The organism is Escherichia sp. 93.0816, from assembly GCF_013368855.2.
Classification (GTDB): domain Bacteria; phylum Pseudomonadota; class Gammaproteobacteria; order Enterobacterales; family Enterobacteriaceae; genus Escherichia; species Escherichia ruysiae.
Window position 1 is genome coordinate 15,437 of record NZ_JABWNC020000031.1, and the last position, 18,676, is coordinate 34,112.

Genomic DNA, 18,676 nt, shown 5'->3' on the forward strand with positions numbered 1-18,676 from the left:
AAATCGCAGTTAGTCTGCTGTTCCCGTTTCACCTGATAAGACACTTTCCTGTTGAGCGACAGGTTTTGGCGCACTGGCCAGAGCTTTCAGTAACGTTGGGTCTTGTAATAGTTTGTTGATCAGATTTTCTGCTCCCGCTTTACCATCCATATAGGTTTGCAGGTTGGCAAGCTGAGTACGTGCTTCCAGCAACTGGTTCAGGGCATCCACCTTACGGGCAATCTGCGCAGGCGAAAAATCGTCCATATTCTCTAACGTGATATCGACCATTAACTGCCCTTCGCCCGTCAGCGTATTGGGGACAGCAAATGCCACGCGCGGCGCAATGGCTTTCATCCGCTCGTTGAAGTTATCGATATCAATATCAAGGAATTTACGATCGGTGACCGGTGGCAGTTCTTCGCGTGGTTTACCGGCCAGATCGGCCAGTACCGCCATGACAAACGGCAGTTCGATTTTTTTCTCGGAGCCGTAAATCTCAACGTCATACTCAATCTGTACACGGGGCGCGCGGTTGCGGGCAATAAACTTCTGCGCGCTATTGTTGATAGCCATAATCCTTCATTTCCTTATCAGTCAGCCGACGACACCAGGGGAGTGGTCCGACGGTACAGTTTAAAAATCATACGCAGAGAGTATTTTTATAATCTCTTTGTTTTCTTTGTATTTTTTTCGCAACACAGGGAGTGATTTCTTCGCCGGAGGACACCAGGTATCAACCCCTTTTTCGATGTCTCTTTTATCCTTCTCTGGTAAAGAACTGTCCCATTCACCAGCAAGATGCTGGCACATTTCCGCATTACTCAGAAAATGCTGCACATCCTGTGGTAAAGGCGGTTCCCCCTGAACACAGAAAGCGAACATCATTAACAGGAATGTCAACAACATCGGATAACGAAATGTCATACTTAATGTCCGTCAATTGACCAGCACATGAGATATGCTCTGGCGGGAGGGCGATATGTTGCAGAAATACAGCCCTTTGCACGCGCATTACCAGGCGTGCGCAAAAATTTATCTACCGATGCACAAGCAAATCATTGGTGGAAGAACCTCCAGGAAAGCGGCTAACCCACAACGCACCACTTAATTCTTTTGCAATAAGGATGTTCCATTAATCCGTTTCAAAAATAATCTGTTCATCCTCATCAACACGGATGCAGATTTGCGTGATAGCTGTTTTCTCTGTCATCGCCTGCAACCAGTAACGGGACAGTTGCGGCAGAATATGCTGCTCGATATAACCAATCAGCAAGCGTGCCCCTGTTTCGTGCATCGGGCAGTGCGCCACAATGTGCGTAATGAGTTCGTCGCCATAGATGAGTGAAACGCTATGCTGCTCTGCCATACGATCCATCAGTCTGCCAAGATGTAGACGGGCAATAACACCACGCGCCTTCTCATCCAACGGCAAATAAGGGATAACCGTCACCCGCCCCAGGAAAGCCGCTGGGAAATGTTTGCGTAACTCCGGCATTAACGCCTCTTTTAGCCCTGCTGAATCGGGCATCAGCGCCGGATCCTCATAGAGCTGGCTGATAAGCTCCGCACCTGCGTTAGTGGTCAACAACAGCGTGGTATTTTTGAAATCGATGTGGACACCTTCACCATCCTCCATCGCGCCTTTATCGAATACCTGGTAGAACAACTCGTGGACGTCGTGATGGGCTTTTTCAATTTCATCCAGCAATACCACGCTCCAGGGATGGCGGCGTACGGCTTCCGTCAACACGCCGCCTTCGCCATAGCCAACATAGCCGGGCGGCGCGCCTTTCAGCGTGGAAACGGTGTGAGACTCCTGAAACTCGCTCATATTGATAGTAATCAGATTCTGCTCACCGCCGTAGATTGCTTCTGCCAGCGCCAGCGCGGTCTCGGTCTTGCCAACACCGGACGGCCCGGCCAGCAAAAAGACGCCCACAGGTTTGCGCGGATCGCCTAACCCCGCCCGCGCAGTCTGGATACGCTCACCAATCTGCGCCAGAGCATCCATTTGCCCGGTAACACGTTGCGCCAGGCGGGCAGGTAGTTCCAGGATCTGGCTGGCTTCATCTTTTACCATGCGCCCAGCGGGAATGCCGGTCCAGTCGGAGACAATCGCCGCTACCACCGCCGCATTAACCTCCGGAAAAACGATGGGGTTTTCACCCTGCCAGACTCTTAATGCTGCTTCCGACTGTTGCAGTGTGGTTTCATCACGCTCGCCGGTTTCTGCAGCACGCAGCTTCTGTAATCTGTGAACCAGCTCCAGTTCTTGCTGCCAACGTTCATCCGCATCAAACAGTTCTCTTTTCAGCGATATAATCTGCGACGCCAGTGTGTCGCCTCGTTCTGCGCGGAGCCCCATTTTTTCCTGTTTTAATAGCAGCTCCTGCTCCATTTCGGCGGCTTTAAGCCGTTGACGCAGAAACTGGATATTTGCTGGTGGAGTGTGCAGCGACAGCGCCACGCGGGCTGCGGCTGTATCCAACAAACTGATGGCTTTGTCCGGTAGCTGTCGAGCCGGGATATAACGGTGAGAAAGCTGTACAGCAGCACGCACGGCCTCATCAAGGATCAGTACGTTATGGTGCTTTTCCAACGTGGTGACTAACCCGCGTACCATCTCAACAGCGGCGACCTCTTCCGGCTCTGCCACCTGCAACACCTGAAATCGCCGGGTCAATGCCGGATCTTTCTCTATATGGCGTTTATACTCACTCCAGGTGGTCGCCCCAATCGTTCGAAGACTGCCACGCGCCAGCGCCGGTTTCAGCAGGTTGGCAGCGTCACCTGTACCGGATGTACCTCCGGCGCCTACCAGGGTGTGAACCTCATCGACAAACAGAATCACCGGCTGCGGCGAGCACGCAGCCTCTTCCAGTAGCGCCTTCAGGCGGGATTCAAATTCGCCCTTCATGGACGCTCCGGCCAGCAGCGCCCCGACATCCAGCGACAGCAACCGCACGTTACGCAGTGAGGGCGGCACTTCCCCCTCGGCGATCGCCAGCGCGAACCCTTCCACCACAGCCGTTTTCCCGACGCCTGCCTCGCCAGTTAGCAACGGATTGTTCTGCCGACGGCGCAGCAGAATATCCGTCATAGTACGAATTTCGTGCTCGCGACCGGTGACTGGATCGATGCCACCTTCGCGAGCCTGTGCAGTCATGTCCTGACAGTATTTCGCCAGCGCGGATTTATTTCCTGCTGATTCACTGGAAAATGCCTGGCTGCTTTCTCCCGGAACCGCAGAATTCAAATCCGAACCATCATATGGAATCTCTGATATTTCAGGGGATGATGAGATTAAAGACGGAAGAATATCCAATAGCTCATTTACCGGTAACCCAGCCAATGGCGCACAGATATTTTTTAACACTCGATACAATTCTGGTGTGGTTAACCAGGCTAGTAGTAACCATCCGCTACGAATTTTGTGATCACCAAAACGGATGCTTGCCAACATCCAGGCTTTTTCAACAGAAAGATCTATATGGTGGGAAAAGTCATTAATTACGCTAGCTCCGGCAGGCAATATATCCAATTGCTGAATTAACGCATTCTCTACATCAAAAGATGTTATTTGGTAATGCCGAAGGACATGGTGAATATCATTCTCTGGTTGTTGTATTAGCTGATGCAACCAATGCGTTAGTTCGACATAAGGATTAGCGCGTAATTTACAGAACGTTGTCGCAGACTCCAAAGACCTGAATAAAGGTTTTGTTAGCTTTCCATATAGTGCACTGCGTGAAACAGGAGTGTCCATCTGTTACACCTGATGATGTAAGAACATATAAATGATACATAAACATAAATGTACCGATTAGAACTTCTAATTAATAGAATCATCAAAATTCCAGAATGAAACAATGATGCATATCACAGAACGCAATGTAATATAGCGGTTAGTATCTTTTTTATGATTTTTTTCAATACAGAAAATCAATTACATATACATTGTGTATATATTATATCAAAAATACCGCAATACATTTCCGCAGGAATTAATATTGATAAAACAAATTGTTCAGTATTACTTATCTAAAAAATTAAAATTATTATTCTATTGAAAAGAACACTCTATACAGTGATACGTAATGAAACGAAATATTATCTGGGGACTACAAAAAATACAGGCGCACGGGGTTACCGATAGCACAATTTACGCGACTGCAGGAACACAGATTATCTTCACCGTCAACGCGCCCTGGCTTCCTGTTTTTGAGGTGGATGAGAATGCGAAAATTGCTCTCAGCCTGACTCGCCATGAAGAGGCGTGGTGGATAATCAATCAGTCCGATGAATATTGTTGCACGGTAAATGATCAGATTGTCGAGCCGCATCACCGTATGCGCCTGAATGAAGGGGATCTGATTGAATGGGGATTATCTTCCTGGTGTCTTGTTCGTGACAATCCGACGTCTCTTGCTCCACGTGAGGAAAAGACGACACCACAGACTGCTGTTTCGCTGGAAACAATAAGCGAATATCTCGATCTTGACTGGTTTCGACAACAACAACGGCAGTCGCAAAATCCGTTCGATATCATTCCGGTTCATGGCACAGTCGCCACCGAAGGCAACCCAGGAACAGATACCCCACTAACCCTACTTTACCAGGAATACCGCCAGGCATTGTTGTCCCCTGAACAAGATATCCATCGTTATGCCGATCCATTTCCCCTTAATGAAGAGGCAGTTACGCTGGATCTGGCCTCATTGCGCAATCTGACCACTGAAGCTGATTCATTGCAGGATATGATCACAGGAGGGTTAAGTATTGACGCTATTCTCGATGTCCTGGATACCACCGGCGAAGGAGAAACGGTCTGGCCTACCGAAACGATTCTCCCCGATATTCTGCGCTTGCTTTCCCCGGAATACGCATCGGAAATGGTACATAGCACCGTCCTACCCGATCTGACACAGCGTGAGCACCGCATCATTGGCATTGACAGCCATTACCGGGTAAATCCGGTACAACACGGAGATATCCATCATGACAAACAATAACGTGCTACCGGCTACCTTGTCGGCGCTGCTGCGGAATTATTCTGTAGCGGAAGGTATTCAGATGGCTGAGCAACAAGTAAAGATGCACCCAACTAAGGCTTTACATCGGCACAGCCTGTTTCAGTTATTGTGCGTGATCGGCAACTGGTCACGAGCGCTGCAACAAATCCAACTGTGCGCCCGAATGGACGCAAATTATACCCGAGAAGCACAGGTATTTGGGGAGTTGATTCGCTGTGAGATATACCGCCAGTCCTGCTTTCATGGTGAACAACGCCCTGGTTTTATTCTCCCTCCGCCCGTCTGGATGGAGGATCTGCTTGTCGCCCTCGCCTGTAACGCCCGTGGTAAAACGTCAGATGCCGATGCCCACCGCAGCCGCGCGTTTGAGACCATAACAGACACAGCCGGACAGTGGAATGGTGGCACATTTGACTGGATAAGCGACAGCGACTCCCGTACCGGCCCAGTGCTGGAACTGGTCACTGGTGGCGTGTATATCTGGCTACCGCTTTCGCAAATTCGCTCACTGAAATCGCCCCCACCAGCGAGTCTGACCGATCTGATCTGGAAACCTGTCAATATCACACTTCACAATGGCGATGCGCATGGAGCCTGGCTATTTTCCCGCTACAGCGGTTCAGAAAAGGCCTCCGATACCCTGTGTCTGTGCCGCAAAACCGTCTGGCAGGATGGTTCCGGTGAAACCCTGGTGCAAGCACTGGGGCAAAAATGTGGCTCACCAGCCACGGAGATATCAGCCTGCTGGATTTGAGCACCTGCACCTTTAATTCACCTGAAGGCCAAGATGCATGAATGCCTCCCACCAGCGCCCGGACAAACACTTACTACCCACTCTGTTTGACCGCCTGTGCGACGACACCCCAAACCAGAAGCGCGACCACGATATCAGTGTTAGCCCAGCTCAGCTTAAAGAGATCATCCGCCGGGATTTGTCGTTTCTGCTCAACACCATCAGCCATGAAGATGATATTGATGCCGCGCGTTACCCGCAGGCGGCTGCTTCCGTAGTGAACTACGGCCTGCCGCCGCTGGCGGGGAGCTTTTTGTATGAACATAAGTGGGATGATATCCGCAGAGCCATTTTGCGTACTATTACCCGGTTTGAACCCCGGCTGAAGACCTCCACACTGCAAATCATCCCGCTACAGGATGAACAACGCCAGAATGGTCATAACACATTACAGTTTGAAATTTGCGGTGAGATCCTCACGCAGCCGTATCCGACAGCATTCCGGGTACGTAGTGCGCTGGATATGGAGCACAGCCGCATTACGTTTTATTAATATAGAGGGTGAGTGATGGATCCACGGCTACTGGAATACTACAACCGCGAATTGAGCTACCTGCGGGAAACGGGAGCCGAATTTGCCGCCCGTCATCCCAAAATCGCCGCCCGGCTGGGAATGCAGGGAGCGGATATTGCCGATCCGTATGTGGAACGTATGATCGAAGCTTTCAGCTTCCTGACCGCCCGCACGCAGCTTAAAATTGACGCTGAATTTCCCCGCTTCACCCAGCGTTTGTTGGAGGTCGTCAGTCCCAATTACATCACCCCTACCCCCTCAATGAGCGTGGCACAACTACATCCCGATCCGGAAGAAGGCGATTTGGCGAAGGGATTCACCGTCCCACGCAACACTGCCTTTTTTTCCTCCATTCCGGAAGGTGAAAGCGCCGCCTGCCAGTTTCGCAACAGCCAGGATGTGACACTGTGGCCGCTTGCCATCGAAGAGGCGCGCCTGACCGCCGCGCCGCCGGATATGCCCGCTCTGCACCGCTACCTGCCAGCTAACATTCACGTCGCCGGAGCACTACGCATTACCCTGCGCACCTTCGGTGAACTGACCTTCAGCCAGCTTGCCGGGCTGGACAGACTGCCGCTCTATCTCTGTGGCGAGGAGCGCACGGCCTCACACCTGTTCGAACTGCTGCACACCAGCGCCATTGCCACACTGGCAGGCGTTCCGGGTCATTTTGACGGCGTACTGGATGTGAACCTGAAACAGCCCGTCATGTACGAGGGTCTGGAGCCGGATCAAGGGCTATTGCCGCTGGCGTGGAATGTGTTCCACGGCCATAACCTGTTGCATGAATATTTTGCCTGCCCGGAACGCTTTTATTTTTTCACCCCGACGGGTCTGTCTGCCGGGTTACAAAAAATTCACAGCGGCGTGGCGGAAATTGTTATCTTACTGAACCGCCTGCCGCCAGACTGGCTGATCCACCAGACAAATGCTGCACAGTTCAGCCTGTTCTGTACCCCGGTGATCAACCTGTTTCCCCGCGTCACCGCCCGGATCGATATCACTCACAGCACGACGGAGCAGCACCTGGTGGTGGACAGGACCCATCCGCTCGACTATGAGGTGTTTTCGGTACAGGAAGTGGAAGGGTTGGAAGTCGACACCACGCGGAAGATGACATTTCGCCCGCTCTACCACACCCGCAATAATGATGAAGGCAATCATGGGCGTTATTTTTCCCTGCGCCGGGAGCCGCGTCGGTTGTCTGAGAACGCCCGCCGCTACGGCACCCGCACACCCTATACGGGCTCGGAAGTATTCCTGTCGCTGGTTGACCAGTATGAAGCCCCATACCCGGAAAATCTGCGCCATATCACCATCACTGCCATGGTCACCAACCGCGATCTGCCCTGTCTTATTGCACGCAATGGCCGGGACGATCTGACCGTAGATGCGGCCATCCCTGTGGCAGGCGTGGGGCTTATCCGTCCACCTCGTCCACCACAGCCACCACTGGCGGAACGTGAAATGGCCTGGCGGTTGATCCGCCAGTTATCCTTTAATTATCTGCCGCTGGCCGATCTGGATCACCGCACCGGCGGTCAGGCACTGCGCGATCTGCTGAACCTGTTTATTCCGGCGCATGACAGTCCGCAGTCGCGTCAGGTACGTAGCCTGATTGGCTGTAAAACAACGCCTGTTACCCGCCGTCTGCCCGGTTCCGGGCTGCTGGTCTATGGTCGCGGCGTCAGTTGTGAGCTGACGGTGGATGAGGACGGATTCTCTGGTATCAGCCCGTATCTGTTCGGTCTGGTGTTGGAGCAATATATCGCTCGTCATGTTTCCATTAATACCTTCTCGCAGATGACACTGCACAGTATGCAACGTGGGAAAATTATGACCTGGCCGGTCAGAGCCGGACTACGGGGAAGTGTATGAGCGGCGATTTCACCCAAGCGCAGAAAACGCCCTGGCGCTATGGTTTTCTGAACCTAATGCGCCGCGTGGATGTGCAGTTGTGTACCGTCCCTGCAGGTAGTGCCTGGCAACCAAGTATGGAAAAATTTCGCCTCGGACAAACACCTACACTGACCTTTGCGCCGCGAGAAATCGCCAGTGTGAGCTGGCAGCAAGGACGCCTGCACCTTAGCCTTTACAGCCTTGGACTGTGGGGACCGAACGGTCCGCTGCCACTGCACTACACCGAACTGGCGCGCAATCGGACCGAAAGCCGCTGCGATCCGACCCTGACCCGTTTTACCGATCTTTTTCATCACCGCTGGTTGACGCAGTTTTATCAGGCATGGCGCAGCGCCCAGTCCGCTGGAGGCGGTCTGGATAAACAGGAATATGACCGTTTTGCCTTTTATATCTCCAGCCTCAGCGGACAGGATTTACGGGAAAGTGCAGACAGCTCGCTGCCGGATCACGTTCGCCTGGCGGCATCGGCCCATCTGGTGCGCGAATCCCGCAACCCGGACGGCTTGGCCGCCACGCTGGCGCACTATTTCAGAGTGCCTTTCCGAATACAAGAGTATGTCCTGCACTGGATAACTGTGGCTGATGATGAAATTACCCGACTGGGGATGCCAGCCCCCTCTTCCGTCATTGGCAACGGCGCACTCATCGGCCAGGCCGTGCCGGACATGCAGTATAAGTTCCGGCTGGTGATTGGCCCGCTGACACTGGCTGACTACCGGCGTTTCCTGCCTGGTGGTAATAACCTGCCAGTACTAACGGAACTGGTTCGCGCATTTACTGGGTTTGAATACTGCTGGGAAATTGAGCTACAGCTTAAACCACACGCAGCCCCTCCGGCTGTTACTGGCGGTCCATATCAGCTTGGCTGGACCGCCTGGGCAGGGAAAGCCCTGCACGGCAACCCGGTGACGGGCATGATTTTCGAACCTGAACACTATCTGGCACACTGAGGATAATTTAATGGATACCCCCCTGTCTGACCCTATTTCGGCTGAATGCCCCTGCGGCCCGGATCTAGAGTATGATCCAGAGTACTTGTTGCTGTTCACCCGCGCCTTAGCGCGTGAAGAGGCACAATATGGCGATTTTGTTAGTACGCCGGAAACCATTAACTGGGCGGAGCTTGAGCGAGACGCCCACCGCCTGCTGGCGCGCAGCAAAGATATCCGCATCCTGGTGATCCTACTGCGCTGCCGCATCCATCAGGGTGGAGCCAGAGGGCTGGTGGAGACACTCACGCTCCTGGAAACGTTGTGTGCCACGAACCCGGACACCATCCATCCACAACTGCTTGCGGCTGAAGATACCACCGCCGAAGATGCGGCTGTAGCACGCAGTAACGCGCTGTCGGCGCTACTGGACCACGAAGGCGTAATGGCAGACATTCGTGGCATTACGCTATCAAACAACGCCGCCATGCGCCTTCAGGTTCGGGATGTGGAACGTTCGCTGTCTGCATCACGGCCGGCGGATGCGCTGGCACCGGAATCAGTACGTCAGCAACTGGCCGACCTGGAAGCACGCGGCGCACTGCCGCTGGACGCATTTCGCCAGGCCGCCGAGATCACTGAGCGACTGCAACACCATGCTCGTGAAACGCTCAATGACCTGGCTCCGGACTTTTCGCGTCTGACGCAACTGCTGACCCTGTTACCAGGGGCGGTACAGACCACTACGCCAGAAATCCCACAACCAAAACCACAGGCTGATCAGCCGAAGTATGCTGCTATCGATAATACCGGACTGACACTAGCAGAGCATGTCGCTCCCACAGTGGATATACCAGCCGAAACGACCGCAAAGATCATCGCAGAGCCACAGCAAATCAGCGATCGGAACGACGCACTGAAACGCCTGCGAGTCATCCGCCGCTGGTTTGAGCACAGTGAACCAAGCAGTCCGACCATTCCCTTGTTGCGCCAGGCTGAACGACTGGTCGGAAAACGCTTTTCGGAGATAATCAATGAAGTTCCAGCAGAACTGCTGGAGAAGTGGGATGCGCAGGAATAACCAAAATGACCAGAATTTATAACTACTGGTCATTATATGGTGTAACTATTTTCTGGATTATATCCATTTAACTTCCGGGGTGAAAAATCCCGAAAGCCAGAAACGACAAAAGCCTGAACCATTACTGATTCAGGCTTTCTAAATATTGGCGGAACGGACGGGACTCGAACCCGCGACCCCCTGCGTGACAGGCAGGTATTCTAACCGACTGAACTACCGCTCCGCGTTGTGTTCCGTTGGGAACGAGGCGAATATTACGGATTGCCTCGACCTTCGTCAACGCTTTTTCTCATCTTTTGAATCGTTTGCTGCAAAAATCGCCCAACGCATTATTTTTAGCGCCTTTAACGGTTAATTATGCCCGCCAAAGGCAACTTCCGCCCTTCTTCTGCACCAGATCGAGACGGGCTTCATGCGCTGCAAGCTCTTCATCAGTCGCAAAAACAACGCGTAATTTACTTGCCTGGCGCACAATGCGCTGAATTGTTGCTTCACCTTGTTGCTGTTGTGTTTCACCTTCCATCGCAAAAGCCATCGACGTTTGGCCACCGGTCATCGCCAGATAAACTTCCGCAAGGATCTGGGCATCGAGTAATGCCCCGTGCAACGTACGCTTGCTGTTATCTATTTCGTAGCGGGCGCATAACGCATCGAGGCTGTTGCGCTTACCAGGAAACATTTTCCTCGCCACCGCAAGGCTATCGGTGACCTTACAGAAGGTATTGGTCTTCGGAATATCGCGCTTGAGCATCGAAAACTCGTAGTCCATAAAGCCGATATCGAACGCTGCGTTATGGATCACCAGCTCCGCGCCACGAATATAATCCATGAACTCATCAGCTACTTCGGCAAACGTAGGCTTATCGAGCAAAAACTCATCGGCAATACCATGTACGCCAAAGGCTTCCGGGTCCACCAGCCGATCGGGCTTGAGATAAACGTGAAAGTTATTGCCCGTCAGTCGACGGTTCACCACTTCAACGGCACCAATCTCAATAATCCTGTGGCCTTCATAGTGCGCACCAATCTGGTTCATACCGGTGGTTTCGGTATCGAGAACGATCTGGCGTGTAATTGCAGTGCTCATAGCGGTCATTTATGTCAGACTTGTCGTTTACAGTTCGATTCAATTACAGGAAGTCTACCAGAGATGCTTAAACAGGTAGAAATTTTCACCGATGGTTCGTGTCTGGGTAATCCCGGACCTGGGGGTTACGGCGCTATTTTACGTTATCGCGGACGCGAGAAAACCTTTAGCGCAGGCTACACCCGCACCACCAATAACCGTATGGAGTTGATGGCTGCTATTGTCGCGCTGGAAGCGTTAAAAGAACATTGCGAAGTCATTTTGAGTACCGACAGCCAGTATGTCCGCCAGGGGATTACCCAGTGGATCCATAACTGGAAAAAACGTGGCTGGAAAACCGCAGACAAAAAACCGGTAAAAAATGTCGATCTCTGGCAACGTCTTGATGCCGCGCTGGGTCAGCATCAAATCAAATGGGAATGGGTAAAAGGCCATGCCGGACACCCGGAAAACGAACGCTGTGATGAACTGGCTCGTGCTGCGGCGATGAATCCCACGCTGGAAGATACGGGCTATCAAGTCGAAGTTTAAGCCTGTAGTTTACGACATTGCCGGGTGGCACCGACTGCCTGGCGAATTCGCGGTTTATTTTTACTCTGTTTCATCGGATTTAGCGTTAAAGGAATAGTCCGTTTTCGGGCAACAATAAGTTGTAAGCAACCAAGCGCAGGAATGTGCGTGCTCAATAGTTTTCCACCGTGCTTGTTCCACGGGAGAACATGGAAACGGCTGGCGTGTAGCACTTCAAAATTCAACAAAGAGAGCCAGTCCAGTTGCCGCATCAGAGTAAACATCCGGCTGTTATAGGGCGATGTTTTTCGCAATACCGGCACAAGTTTGCGTAATCCCATTAAACTGATGGGATTGAAGCCGCTAATAACCAGCCAGCCATCATCAATCAATACCCTATCGGCTTCGCGCAATAAACGATGCGGATCGGTGCACCACGGCAATGTATGCGCCAGTAGACAAACATCGACGGATTTATCGGCAAAAGGAAGATGAAGTGGGTCCGCCTGCACCTGGACGGGCGTTCCTTGCGCAGAAACATTCACTTGATGAGAAACCGCGCACGCTTCGCAATTGATTTCTGCGCTTAAATTGCCAATCTTAAGCAGATGAAAGCCATACATTTTAGCGAACCACGGGTTGAGCTGGCGTTCCAGCGCCTTGCGATAAAGCTCTCCCCAGGGCAAATCGCCCCAGCAATCAGGAGCCACGACAGTTTGAGGGGTCCTTGCCGGTTTCATCACAACCTTCCGTTTCGCACTGAGAGGTAATATATGAATCTTAACAGTATTTCCGCCTTTGATGACAATTACATCTGGGTTTTGTCTGATGAAGCAGGTCGTTGCCTGATTGTCGATCCAGGAGAGGCAGAACCCGTATTAAAGGCGATTTCAGCTAACAACTGGCAACCAGTAGCGATTTTCCTCACCCACCATCACCACGATCACGTTGGCGGTGTAAAAGAACTAGTAGAAAAGTATCCGCAAATTGTGGTGTATGGGCCAGAAGAGACACAAGATAAGGGAACAACGCAGGTAGTCAAAGATGGCGATACTGCCTTCGTTTTGGGGCATGAATTTAGTGTAATTGCTACGCCAGGTCACACTTTAGGACATATCTGTTACTTTAGTGAACCTTATCTATTTTGTGGCGACACTCTGTTTTCTGGCGGTTGCGGTAGACTATTCGAAGGCACTGCATCACAGATGTATCAATCACTTAAAAAATTAAGTGAACTTCCTGACGATACCCTGGTGTGTTGCGCTCACGAATATACTTTATCAAATATGAAGTTTGCTTTGAGCATTCTTCCGCACGATTTGTCTATAAATGATTATTATCGTAAAGTTAAGGAGTTACGGGCAAAAAATCAAATAACACTACCCGTAATTCTGAAAAATGAGCGGCAAAATAATGTTTTTTTGAGAACAAAAGATATTGATTTAATTAATGTAATTAATAAAGAAACATTATTGCAACAACCTGAAGAACGTTTTGCCTGGTTAAGGTCAAAGAAAGATAGATTCTGATAAAACTTTCTTGTCATCGGCTTCGTTCGCCGTTATGATCGGTCGTCTTTTAAGCAACTATTGACACACACATGAAGGCAAAAGCGATATTACTCGCCTCTGTCCTGCTCGTGGGTTGCCAGAGTACTGGTAACGTTCAACAGCACGCACAGAGCCTTTCTGCAGCTGGTCAAGGGGAAGCAGCAAAGTTTACAAGTCAGGCACGATGGATGGACGATGGGACGTCTATCGCGCCGGATGGTGACTTGTGGGCTTTCATAGGCGACGAGCTAAAGATGGGAATTCCGGAAAACGACCGGATTCGCGAACAGAAACAGAAATATTTACGCAATAAGAGCTATCTCCACGATGTAACTTTACGGGCAGAGCCGTATATGTACTGGATAGCCGGGCAAGTTAAAAAACGTAACATGCCTATGGAACTGGTACTACTACCCATAGTGGAGAGCGCTTTTGATCCTCACGCGACGTCTGGCGCCAATGCCGCAGGCATCTGGCAGATCATTCCGAGCACGGGGCGCAATTATGGTTTGAAACAGACCCGCAATTATGACGCGCGTCGCGATGTTGTTGCTTCAACAACTGCCGCGCTGAACATGATGCAGCGTCTGAACAAGATGTTTGATGGCGACTGGCTTTTGACCGTAGCGGCTTATAACAGCGGCGAAGGTCGAGTGATGAAGGCAATTAAAACGAACAAAGCGCGTGGGAAATCCACGGACTTCTGGTCGTTACCGTTGCCGCAGGAAACGAAGCAGTACGTGCCTAAGATGCTGGCATTGAGTGATATTCTCAAAAACAGCAAGCGTTATGGTGTACGTCTGCCGACGACCGATGAAAGCCGTGCTCTGGCGCGTGTACACCTGAGTAGCCCGGTTGAAATGGCGAAGGTTGCAGATATGGCGGGAATTTCCGTCAGCAAACTGAAGACCTTCAACGCTGGCGTGAAAGGCTCCACGCTGGGCGCAAGTGGTCCACAGTACGTGATGGTGCCAAAGAAACATGCAGATCAACTGCGTGAATCTCTGGCTTCAGGCGAAATTGCTGCCGTACAGTCGACACTGGTTGCCGACAATACGCCGCTTAATAGCCGCGTTTACACCGTACGCTCTGGCGACACGCTTTCAAGCATCGCTTCACGTCTCGGCGTAAGCACAAAGAATTTGCAGCAGTGGAACAATCTGCGCGGTTCTAAGCTGAAACCAGGTCAAAGTCTGACAATTGGCGCTGGTAGTAGCGCACAGCGGTTGGCAAACAACAGCGATAGCATTACGTATCGTGTTCGCAAAGGTGATTCGCTTTCAAGCATTGCTAAGCGTCACGGCGTAAACATCAAAGATGTGATGCGCTGGAACAGCGATACAGCGAATCTGCAACCAGGCGATAAGCTGACGTTGTTTGTGAAAAACAACAACATGCCAGATTCCTGACAAACCAGATAATAAAAAAGGCACCGATTCCCCCGGTGCCTTTTTTATTTATGCTGCTTTATGTGCTTCTAGCATGATGATATCACTGGTGAAAGAGCCGTCATTCTGCAAGGCAAAATACGTTCTCACCTCTGTCGATGCGCTCTGTTGGTAAACGCGAATAGCATCTACTAACACTTCTGGCGTACGCATTCTCGCAACCCACGAAGAGAATTCCAGAGGCAATTTATCGGTGATCAAATTATCGACAAGCAGATAGGCTTCATTGATTAACGTCAACCACTCACCGCTGGCGTAATTACGCACGTGAGAGGCATCGCGCAATGCTTCTACCGTCTGTAACCAAATGTCGCGTACCGGGTAACCCGGTGACATGACGTCCATCACAATCAGCCTACCGCCGGGTTTCAGCACCCGATTCACTTCACGCAATGCCGCACCGACATCATGCCAGTGGTGGGCAGAATAACGACTAATAACAATATTAAAGGTGTGATCGGCAAAAGGCAGGCTTTCGGCATACCCCTGGCGAGTGGTGATATTTTTCAGTTGTCGGGTATCTGCAGCCTGTGCAACAACATCCAGCATTTGGGAAGATAAGTCATACGCCACCACTTCCTGCACGTTTTGCGCAGCGACAAAGCTGGCATGTCCTGCTCCACAGCCCATATCAAGTACGCAAGCGTCAGGATACTCTGCCAGACACGCCGCCAGGCGCTGTAAGTCACGCCCGGATGCATGCACGGCACTGGTTAAATATTCACTGGCCTGCGAGCTAAATTGCTTTTCTACGTGCTCATGGTGGGATTGTGTTGTCATTGCACTGTCCTTTTGTTGTTTGAGTATAAAAAGGCAGCGCCAAACGTTGGTCTGCCCTGTGGCAGACCTGACATACCTTATTTATCAGGCTTGCCGGGACTGAATTCAACGAGTAGCGGATTGTGATCAGAAGCGCGCGTAACCAGTACGGAAGCTTCGCTGACATTCAGACCACGGTAGAAAACAAAATCGAGCGGGCGACCAAACGCCCGGCGGCGCTGATCATCAGTAAAACGCACCTGGCGCAGCGACATTTCTCGCGCAAAGCGATATAAAGCGTTCATCCTTCTACGGCTCCAGGCATTGAAATCTCCCGCCATAATGACCGGACCACTGTGGTGGGCTATCTGATCGCCAATAGGAAGCAACTGCTTACTATAAACATCCACGCCCAAACTGAAGTTGACCGCATGAATATTGACTACCATCAACAGGCGGGTGTCAGGTAATGGATAGACCGTCACCAGTGCCGATTTCGCCAGACGTAAAATAGGCTCACGTTCGCGTAACGGGCAACAATACACCGGATGCGCTGCCGAAAGGGTCATTACGCCGGAAGGATGTTGTGGCAGAACAAAAGCGGGCACCTGATCGGCAGCAAGATAGTTAGCGGTCGCAAACTGCACTAACTCTGGCGTTGTCTGCGCTTCCTGCAATAACACCAGATGTGCATCTTTGCCGTAGTTCTTTAATACCGACAACCATTCAGCGCGTTGCTGTTTGTATATGTTCCACACCAGGATCCGAATACGCTCTTCAGTACTTAACGGTTCTCCGGGTGGTAATGCCTGGCCGATGCTCGCAAATGACCCCGGCGGTAAGATCCTTTCCGCAGGTTGTCCGGCAACATAGCGCATGGCATAGGTATTTTTTCGCACTTTTGACTTTGAAACCTCTATTACGTCAACCCTTCCACACTCGGGAGGGTTCTACTGTTATAGGGATTTTAGCTCACTCTTTCAACGAGCAATTGTATATTGTTATGTAAGCAAGTGCTTACACCACACAGAATTTTGCTCATTATTGAGAACATTAAATCGGATGACATATTACGTATCCTGATGGTTTAATGACAAATAAATTCAAAATATCTCTTCTATTTTGCAACAGGAGCAAAAATGAAAGCCACGTCGGAAGAACTCGCCATTTTTGTTTCGGTCGTTGAAAGCGGCAGCTTTAGCCGGGCAGCGGAACAATTAGGGCAAGCAAACTCAGCGGTAAGCCGGGCGGTGAAAAAGCTGGAGATGAAACTTGGCGTTAGCCTGCTTAATCGGACCACGCGACAACTTAGCCTGACGGAAGAAGGCGAGCGTTATTTTCGTCGCGTACAGTCAATTTTGCAGGAGATGGCAGCGGCAGAATCAGAAATTATGGAGACGCGTAATACACCGCGCGGACTGTTACAGATCGATGCCGCAACTCCTGTGGTGCTGCACTTTCTGATGCCGTTGATTAAGCCTTTCCGTGAACGCTATCCGGAAGTCACTTTATCGCTAGTCTCCTCCGAAACGATCATTAATTTGATCGAAAGAAAAGTGGATGTCGCGATTCGCGCCGGTACGTTAACGGATTCCAGCTTACGAGCCAGGCCGCTATTTAACAGTTATCGAAAAATTATCGCCTCCCCCGACTATATTGCCCGCTACGGGAAGCCAGAAACTATCGACGATTTAAAGCAACATGTTTGCCTGGGATTCACTGAACCCGCTTCCCTCAATACCTGGCCGATAGCCTGTAGCGATGGACAATTACATGAAGTGAAGTACGGTTTGTCGTCCAATAGCGGGGAAACCTTGAAACAGCTTTGCCTGAGTGGCAACGGGATTGCGTGTTTGTCCGACTATATGATTGACAGAGAAATTGCTCGTGGTGAACTGGTGGAGTTAATGGCAGATAAAGTGTTGCCAGTGGAAATGCCATTCAGTGCCGTTTATTACAGCGACCGAGCGGTAAGTACTCGCATCCGGGCCTTTATCGATTTCCTTAGCGAGCATGTAAAAACAGCTCCCGAAGGAGCTGTCAGAGAGGCTTAATCCCATTCAGGAGCCAGACCTTCCGGACTAACCAGGCGGTCGTTACAATCCAGTGCGGCGATCGCTTTTTTATCTTCTGCATCAAGCTGTAAACTTTGTGCCTTAAGGTTACTTTCCAGGTTTTCACGTTTAGTAGAAGACGGTATTACTGAGTAGCCTTCCCCCATTGCCCACGCCAGAATTACTTGTGCCGGGGTCGCATTGTGTTTCTCTGCTATGCGAGCAATAACCTCATCTTTCAGTGCATTACCATAAGCCAGCGTCATATAGGAAGTAATATGAATGCCGTGCTGTTTAGCCCAATCGACCACTTTACGGTTTTGCAGATAAGGAGAGAGTTCAATCTGGTTGGTAGCGATGTTTTCAGCGCCAACAGCAGCAATTGCCTTTTCCATCAACGGGATCGTGAAGTTGGAAATACCGATTTCACGCGTCAGCCCTTGTTTTTTCGCTTCCAGCAACGCCTGCATATACTCTCCAACAGAGACTTCATCGTTTGGTGACGGCCAGTGGATGAGCGTCAGATCAACATAATCGGTACGCAATTTTTGCAGGCTTTCTTTCAGACTCGGGATCAATTTATCTTTGCTGAGATTTTCAATCCAGATTTTAGTGGTGATGTAGAGTTCATGACGCGGCACACCACTTTCTGCAATCGCCTGACCTACGGCAGCTTCGTTATCATAGATTTGTGCGGTATCAATTGCGCGATAACCAAGTTCAAGCGCCGTTTTCACAGATGAAATAACAACGTCGTCTTTGAGACGGAAAGTACCTAAACCAAATGCAGGGATAGCCATAATATGCCTCTTTTAATGCTATTTTCGTTAACTGAGGTGATTATGGGCTTTAGACTGTTGCGAAAAAAGGGCGTAAAATGCAGAGGATTTTTGCGATTTTAGCAATAATAGAAATACACACGAAAAAAAACCTCGAGCGTTAACTCGAGGCTTCTTAATAAGTGGCGGAACGGACGGGACTCGAACCCGCGACCCCCTGCGTGACAGGCAGGTATT

General features: G+C 50.8%; 17 protein-coding genes, 1 tRNA gene and 1 pseudogene. 10 read left to right on the plus strand and 9 right to left on the minus strand.

Features of this window, described 5'->3' with window-relative positions:
- Window positions 1-9: 9 nt before the first annotated feature.
- The 3 genes from tssB to tssH all read right to left on the minus strand — a co-directional run bounded on the left by tssB (window position 10) and on the right by tssH (window position 3,748).
- Window positions 10-555, minus strand: coding sequence for a type VI secretion system contractile sheath small subunit (tssB, locus tag HEM79_RS20680; protein WP_000996814.1), 546 nt, complete (start codon window positions 553-555; stop codon window positions 10-12).
- Window positions 556-615: 60 nt separating this feature from the next.
- Window positions 616-906, minus strand: coding sequence for a hypothetical protein (locus HEM79_RS20685; RefSeq protein ID WP_176241723.1), 291 nt, complete (start codon window positions 904-906; stop codon window positions 616-618).
- Between the two features lie 208 nt (window positions 907-1,114).
- Window positions 1,115-3,748, minus strand: coding sequence for a type VI secretion system ATPase TssH (gene tssH / locus HEM79_RS20690; RefSeq protein WP_176241722.1), 2,634 nt, complete (start codon window positions 3,746-3,748; stop codon window positions 1,115-1,117).
- A gap of 331 nt (window positions 3,749-4,079) precedes the next feature.
- On the opposite strand from tssH, the gene tagK reads away from it, so the two are divergent.
- From tagK to HEM79_RS20720, 6 genes and pseudogenes are all read left to right on the plus strand, one after another.
- A complete protein-coding gene (gene tagK, locus HEM79_RS20695; RefSeq protein WP_000827825.1) occupies window positions 4,080-4,994 on the plus strand; it encodes a type VI secretion system-associated protein TagK in 915 nt (304 codons plus the stop codon).
- Window positions 4,981-5,810: pseudogene (locus HEM79_RS20700) on the plus strand (type VI secretion system accessory protein TagJ). Before tagK ends, HEM79_RS20700 begins: the two are co-directional and overlap by 14 nt.
- Complete coding sequence (gene tssE / locus HEM79_RS20705) at window positions 5,807-6,301, plus strand: type VI secretion system baseplate subunit TssE (RefSeq protein WP_021550240.1); 495 nt, start codon at window positions 5,807-5,809, stop codon at window positions 6,299-6,301. Before HEM79_RS20700 ends, tssE begins: the two are co-directional and overlap by 4 nt.
- Before the next feature lie 15 nt (window positions 6,302-6,316).
- A complete protein-coding gene (gene tssF, locus HEM79_RS20710) occupies window positions 6,317-8,200 on the plus strand; it encodes a type VI secretion system baseplate subunit TssF (RefSeq protein WP_176241721.1) in 1,884 nt (627 codons plus the stop codon).
- Window positions 8,197-9,192, plus strand: coding sequence for a type VI secretion system baseplate subunit TssG (gene tssG, locus HEM79_RS20715; protein ID WP_021550238.1), 996 nt, complete (start codon window positions 8,197-8,199; stop codon window positions 9,190-9,192). The genes tssF and tssG overlap by 4 nt, the downstream gene beginning before the upstream one ends.
- Window positions 9,193-9,202: 10 nt before the next feature.
- Window positions 9,203-10,252: a type VI secretion system protein TssA gene (locus HEM79_RS20720; RefSeq protein ID WP_021550237.1), complete on the plus strand. Its 1,050-nt coding sequence runs from the start codon at window positions 9,203-9,205 to the stop codon at window positions 10,250-10,252.
- Window positions 10,253-10,398: 146 nt separating this feature from the next.
- Here HEM79_RS20720 and HEM79_RS20725 read toward each other — a convergent pair.
- Window positions 10,399-10,475, minus strand: a tRNA-Asp gene (locus HEM79_RS20725).
- Window positions 10,476-10,607: 132 nt separating this feature from the next.
- The gene (dnaQ, locus tag HEM79_RS20730) at window positions 10,608-11,339 is read right to left on the minus strand and encodes a DNA polymerase III subunit epsilon (RefSeq protein WP_024191062.1); all 732 of its coding nucleotides are present in this window, start codon (window positions 11,337-11,339) and stop codon (window positions 10,608-10,610) included.
- Window positions 11,340-11,402: 63 nt separating this feature from the next.
- Between dnaQ and rnhA the strand changes: the two genes are divergently transcribed.
- Window positions 11,403-11,870, plus strand: coding sequence for a ribonuclease HI (gene rnhA, locus HEM79_RS20735; protein WP_000917883.1), 468 nt, complete (start codon window positions 11,403-11,405; stop codon window positions 11,868-11,870).
- Here the strand turns inward: rnhA and HEM79_RS20740 are convergent.
- Window positions 11,867-12,589 (minus strand): class I SAM-dependent methyltransferase, encoded by a 723-nt coding sequence (locus HEM79_RS20740; RefSeq protein WP_176241720.1) that lies wholly within the window; start codon window positions 12,587-12,589, stop codon window positions 11,867-11,869. The two genes, rnhA and HEM79_RS20740, sit on opposite strands and share 4 nt — an antisense overlap.
- Window positions 12,590-12,622: 33 nt before the next feature.
- Here HEM79_RS20740 and gloB point away from each other — a divergent pair, with 33 nt between their 5' ends.
- Window positions 12,623-13,378 carry a hydroxyacylglutathione hydrolase gene (gloB, locus tag HEM79_RS20745; protein ID WP_176241719.1) on the plus strand — a complete coding sequence of 252 codons (756 nt, stop codon included), beginning with the start codon at window positions 12,623-12,625 and terminating at the stop codon, window positions 13,376-13,378.
- A gap of 71 nt (window positions 13,379-13,449) precedes the next feature.
- The gene (mltD, locus tag HEM79_RS20750; protein ID WP_000644688.1) at window positions 13,450-14,808 is read left to right on the plus strand and encodes a murein transglycosylase D; all 1,359 of its coding nucleotides are present in this window, start codon (window positions 13,450-13,452) and stop codon (window positions 14,806-14,808) included.
- A 48-nt stretch (window positions 14,809-14,856) separates the two neighbouring features.
- Here mltD and HEM79_RS20755 read toward each other — a convergent pair whose 3' ends face one another.
- On the minus strand, window positions 14,857-15,627 hold the full coding sequence (locus tag HEM79_RS20755; RefSeq protein WP_021550234.1) for a class I SAM-dependent methyltransferase: 771 nt from the start codon (window positions 15,625-15,627) through the stop codon (window positions 14,857-14,859).
- A 77-nt stretch (window positions 15,628-15,704) separates the two neighbouring features.
- Window positions 15,705-16,505 carry an endonuclease/exonuclease/phosphatase family protein gene (locus HEM79_RS20760; RefSeq protein ID WP_001230983.1) on the minus strand — a complete coding sequence of 267 codons (801 nt, stop codon included), beginning with the start codon at window positions 16,503-16,505 and terminating at the stop codon, window positions 15,705-15,707.
- A 240-nt stretch (window positions 16,506-16,745) separates the two neighbouring features.
- Here HEM79_RS20760 and yafC point away from each other — a divergent pair, with 240 nt between their 5' ends.
- Window positions 16,746-17,660, plus strand: a complete 915-nt coding sequence (gene yafC / locus HEM79_RS20765; RefSeq protein ID WP_176241718.1) for a DNA-binding transcriptional regulator YafC — start codon at window positions 16,746-16,748, stop codon at window positions 17,658-17,660.
- On the opposite strand, the gene dkgB is transcribed toward yafC, so the two are convergent.
- Window positions 17,657-18,460 carry a 2,5-didehydrogluconate reductase DkgB gene (gene dkgB / locus HEM79_RS20770; RefSeq protein ID WP_176241717.1) on the minus strand — a complete coding sequence of 268 codons (804 nt, stop codon included), beginning with the start codon at window positions 18,458-18,460 and terminating at the stop codon, window positions 17,657-17,659. The two genes, yafC and dkgB, sit on opposite strands and share 4 nt — an antisense overlap.
- Between the last annotated feature and the right edge of the window lie 216 nt (window positions 18,461-18,676).

Excerpts from the sequence above, each read along its gene's own strand:
- tssB (WP_000996814.1), bottom strand. The coding sequence starts at position 555 with ATGGCTATCAACAATAGCGCGCAGAAGTTTATTGCCCGCAACCGCGCG.
- HEM79_RS20685 (WP_176241723.1), bottom strand. The coding sequence starts at position 906 with ATGACATTTCGTTATCCGATGTTGTTGACATTCCTGTTAATGATGTTC.
- tssH (WP_176241722.1), bottom strand. The coding sequence starts at position 3,748 with ATGGACACTCCTGTTTCACGCAGTGCACTATATGGAAAGCTAACAAAA.
- tagK (WP_000827825.1), top strand. The coding sequence starts at position 4,080 with ATGAAACGAAATATTATCTGGGGACTACAAAAAATACAGGCGCACGGG.
- tssE (WP_021550240.1), top strand. The coding sequence starts at position 5,807 with ATGAATGCCTCCCACCAGCGCCCGGACAAACACTTACTACCCACTCTG.
- tssF (WP_176241721.1), top strand. The coding sequence starts at position 6,317 with ATGGATCCACGGCTACTGGAATACTACAACCGCGAATTGAGCTACCTG.
- tssG (WP_021550238.1), top strand. The coding sequence starts at position 8,197 with ATGAGCGGCGATTTCACCCAAGCGCAGAAAACGCCCTGGCGCTATGGT.
- HEM79_RS20720 (WP_021550237.1), top strand. The coding sequence starts at position 9,203 with ATGGATACCCCCCTGTCTGACCCTATTTCGGCTGAATGCCCCTGCGGC.
- dnaQ (WP_024191062.1), bottom strand. The coding sequence starts at position 11,339 with ATGAGCACTGCAATTACACGCCAGATCGTTCTCGATACCGAAACCACC.
- rnhA (WP_000917883.1), top strand. The coding sequence starts at position 11,403 with ATGCTTAAACAGGTAGAAATTTTCACCGATGGTTCGTGTCTGGGTAAT.
- HEM79_RS20740 (WP_176241720.1), bottom strand. The coding sequence starts at position 12,589 with ATGAAACCGGCAAGGACCCCTCAAACTGTCGTGGCTCCTGATTGCTGG.
- gloB (WP_176241719.1), top strand. The coding sequence starts at position 12,623 with ATGAATCTTAACAGTATTTCCGCCTTTGATGACAATTACATCTGGGTT.
- mltD (WP_000644688.1), top strand. The coding sequence starts at position 13,450 with ATGAAGGCAAAAGCGATATTACTCGCCTCTGTCCTGCTCGTGGGTTGC.
- HEM79_RS20755 (WP_021550234.1), bottom strand. The coding sequence starts at position 15,627 with ATGACAACACAATCCCACCATGAGCACGTAGAAAAGCAATTTAGCTCG.
- yafC (WP_176241718.1), top strand. The coding sequence starts at position 16,746 with ATGAAAGCCACGTCGGAAGAACTCGCCATTTTTGTTTCGGTCGTTGAA.
- dkgB (WP_176241717.1), bottom strand. The coding sequence starts at position 18,460 with ATGGCTATCCCTGCATTTGGTTTAGGTACTTTCCGTCTCAAAGACGAC.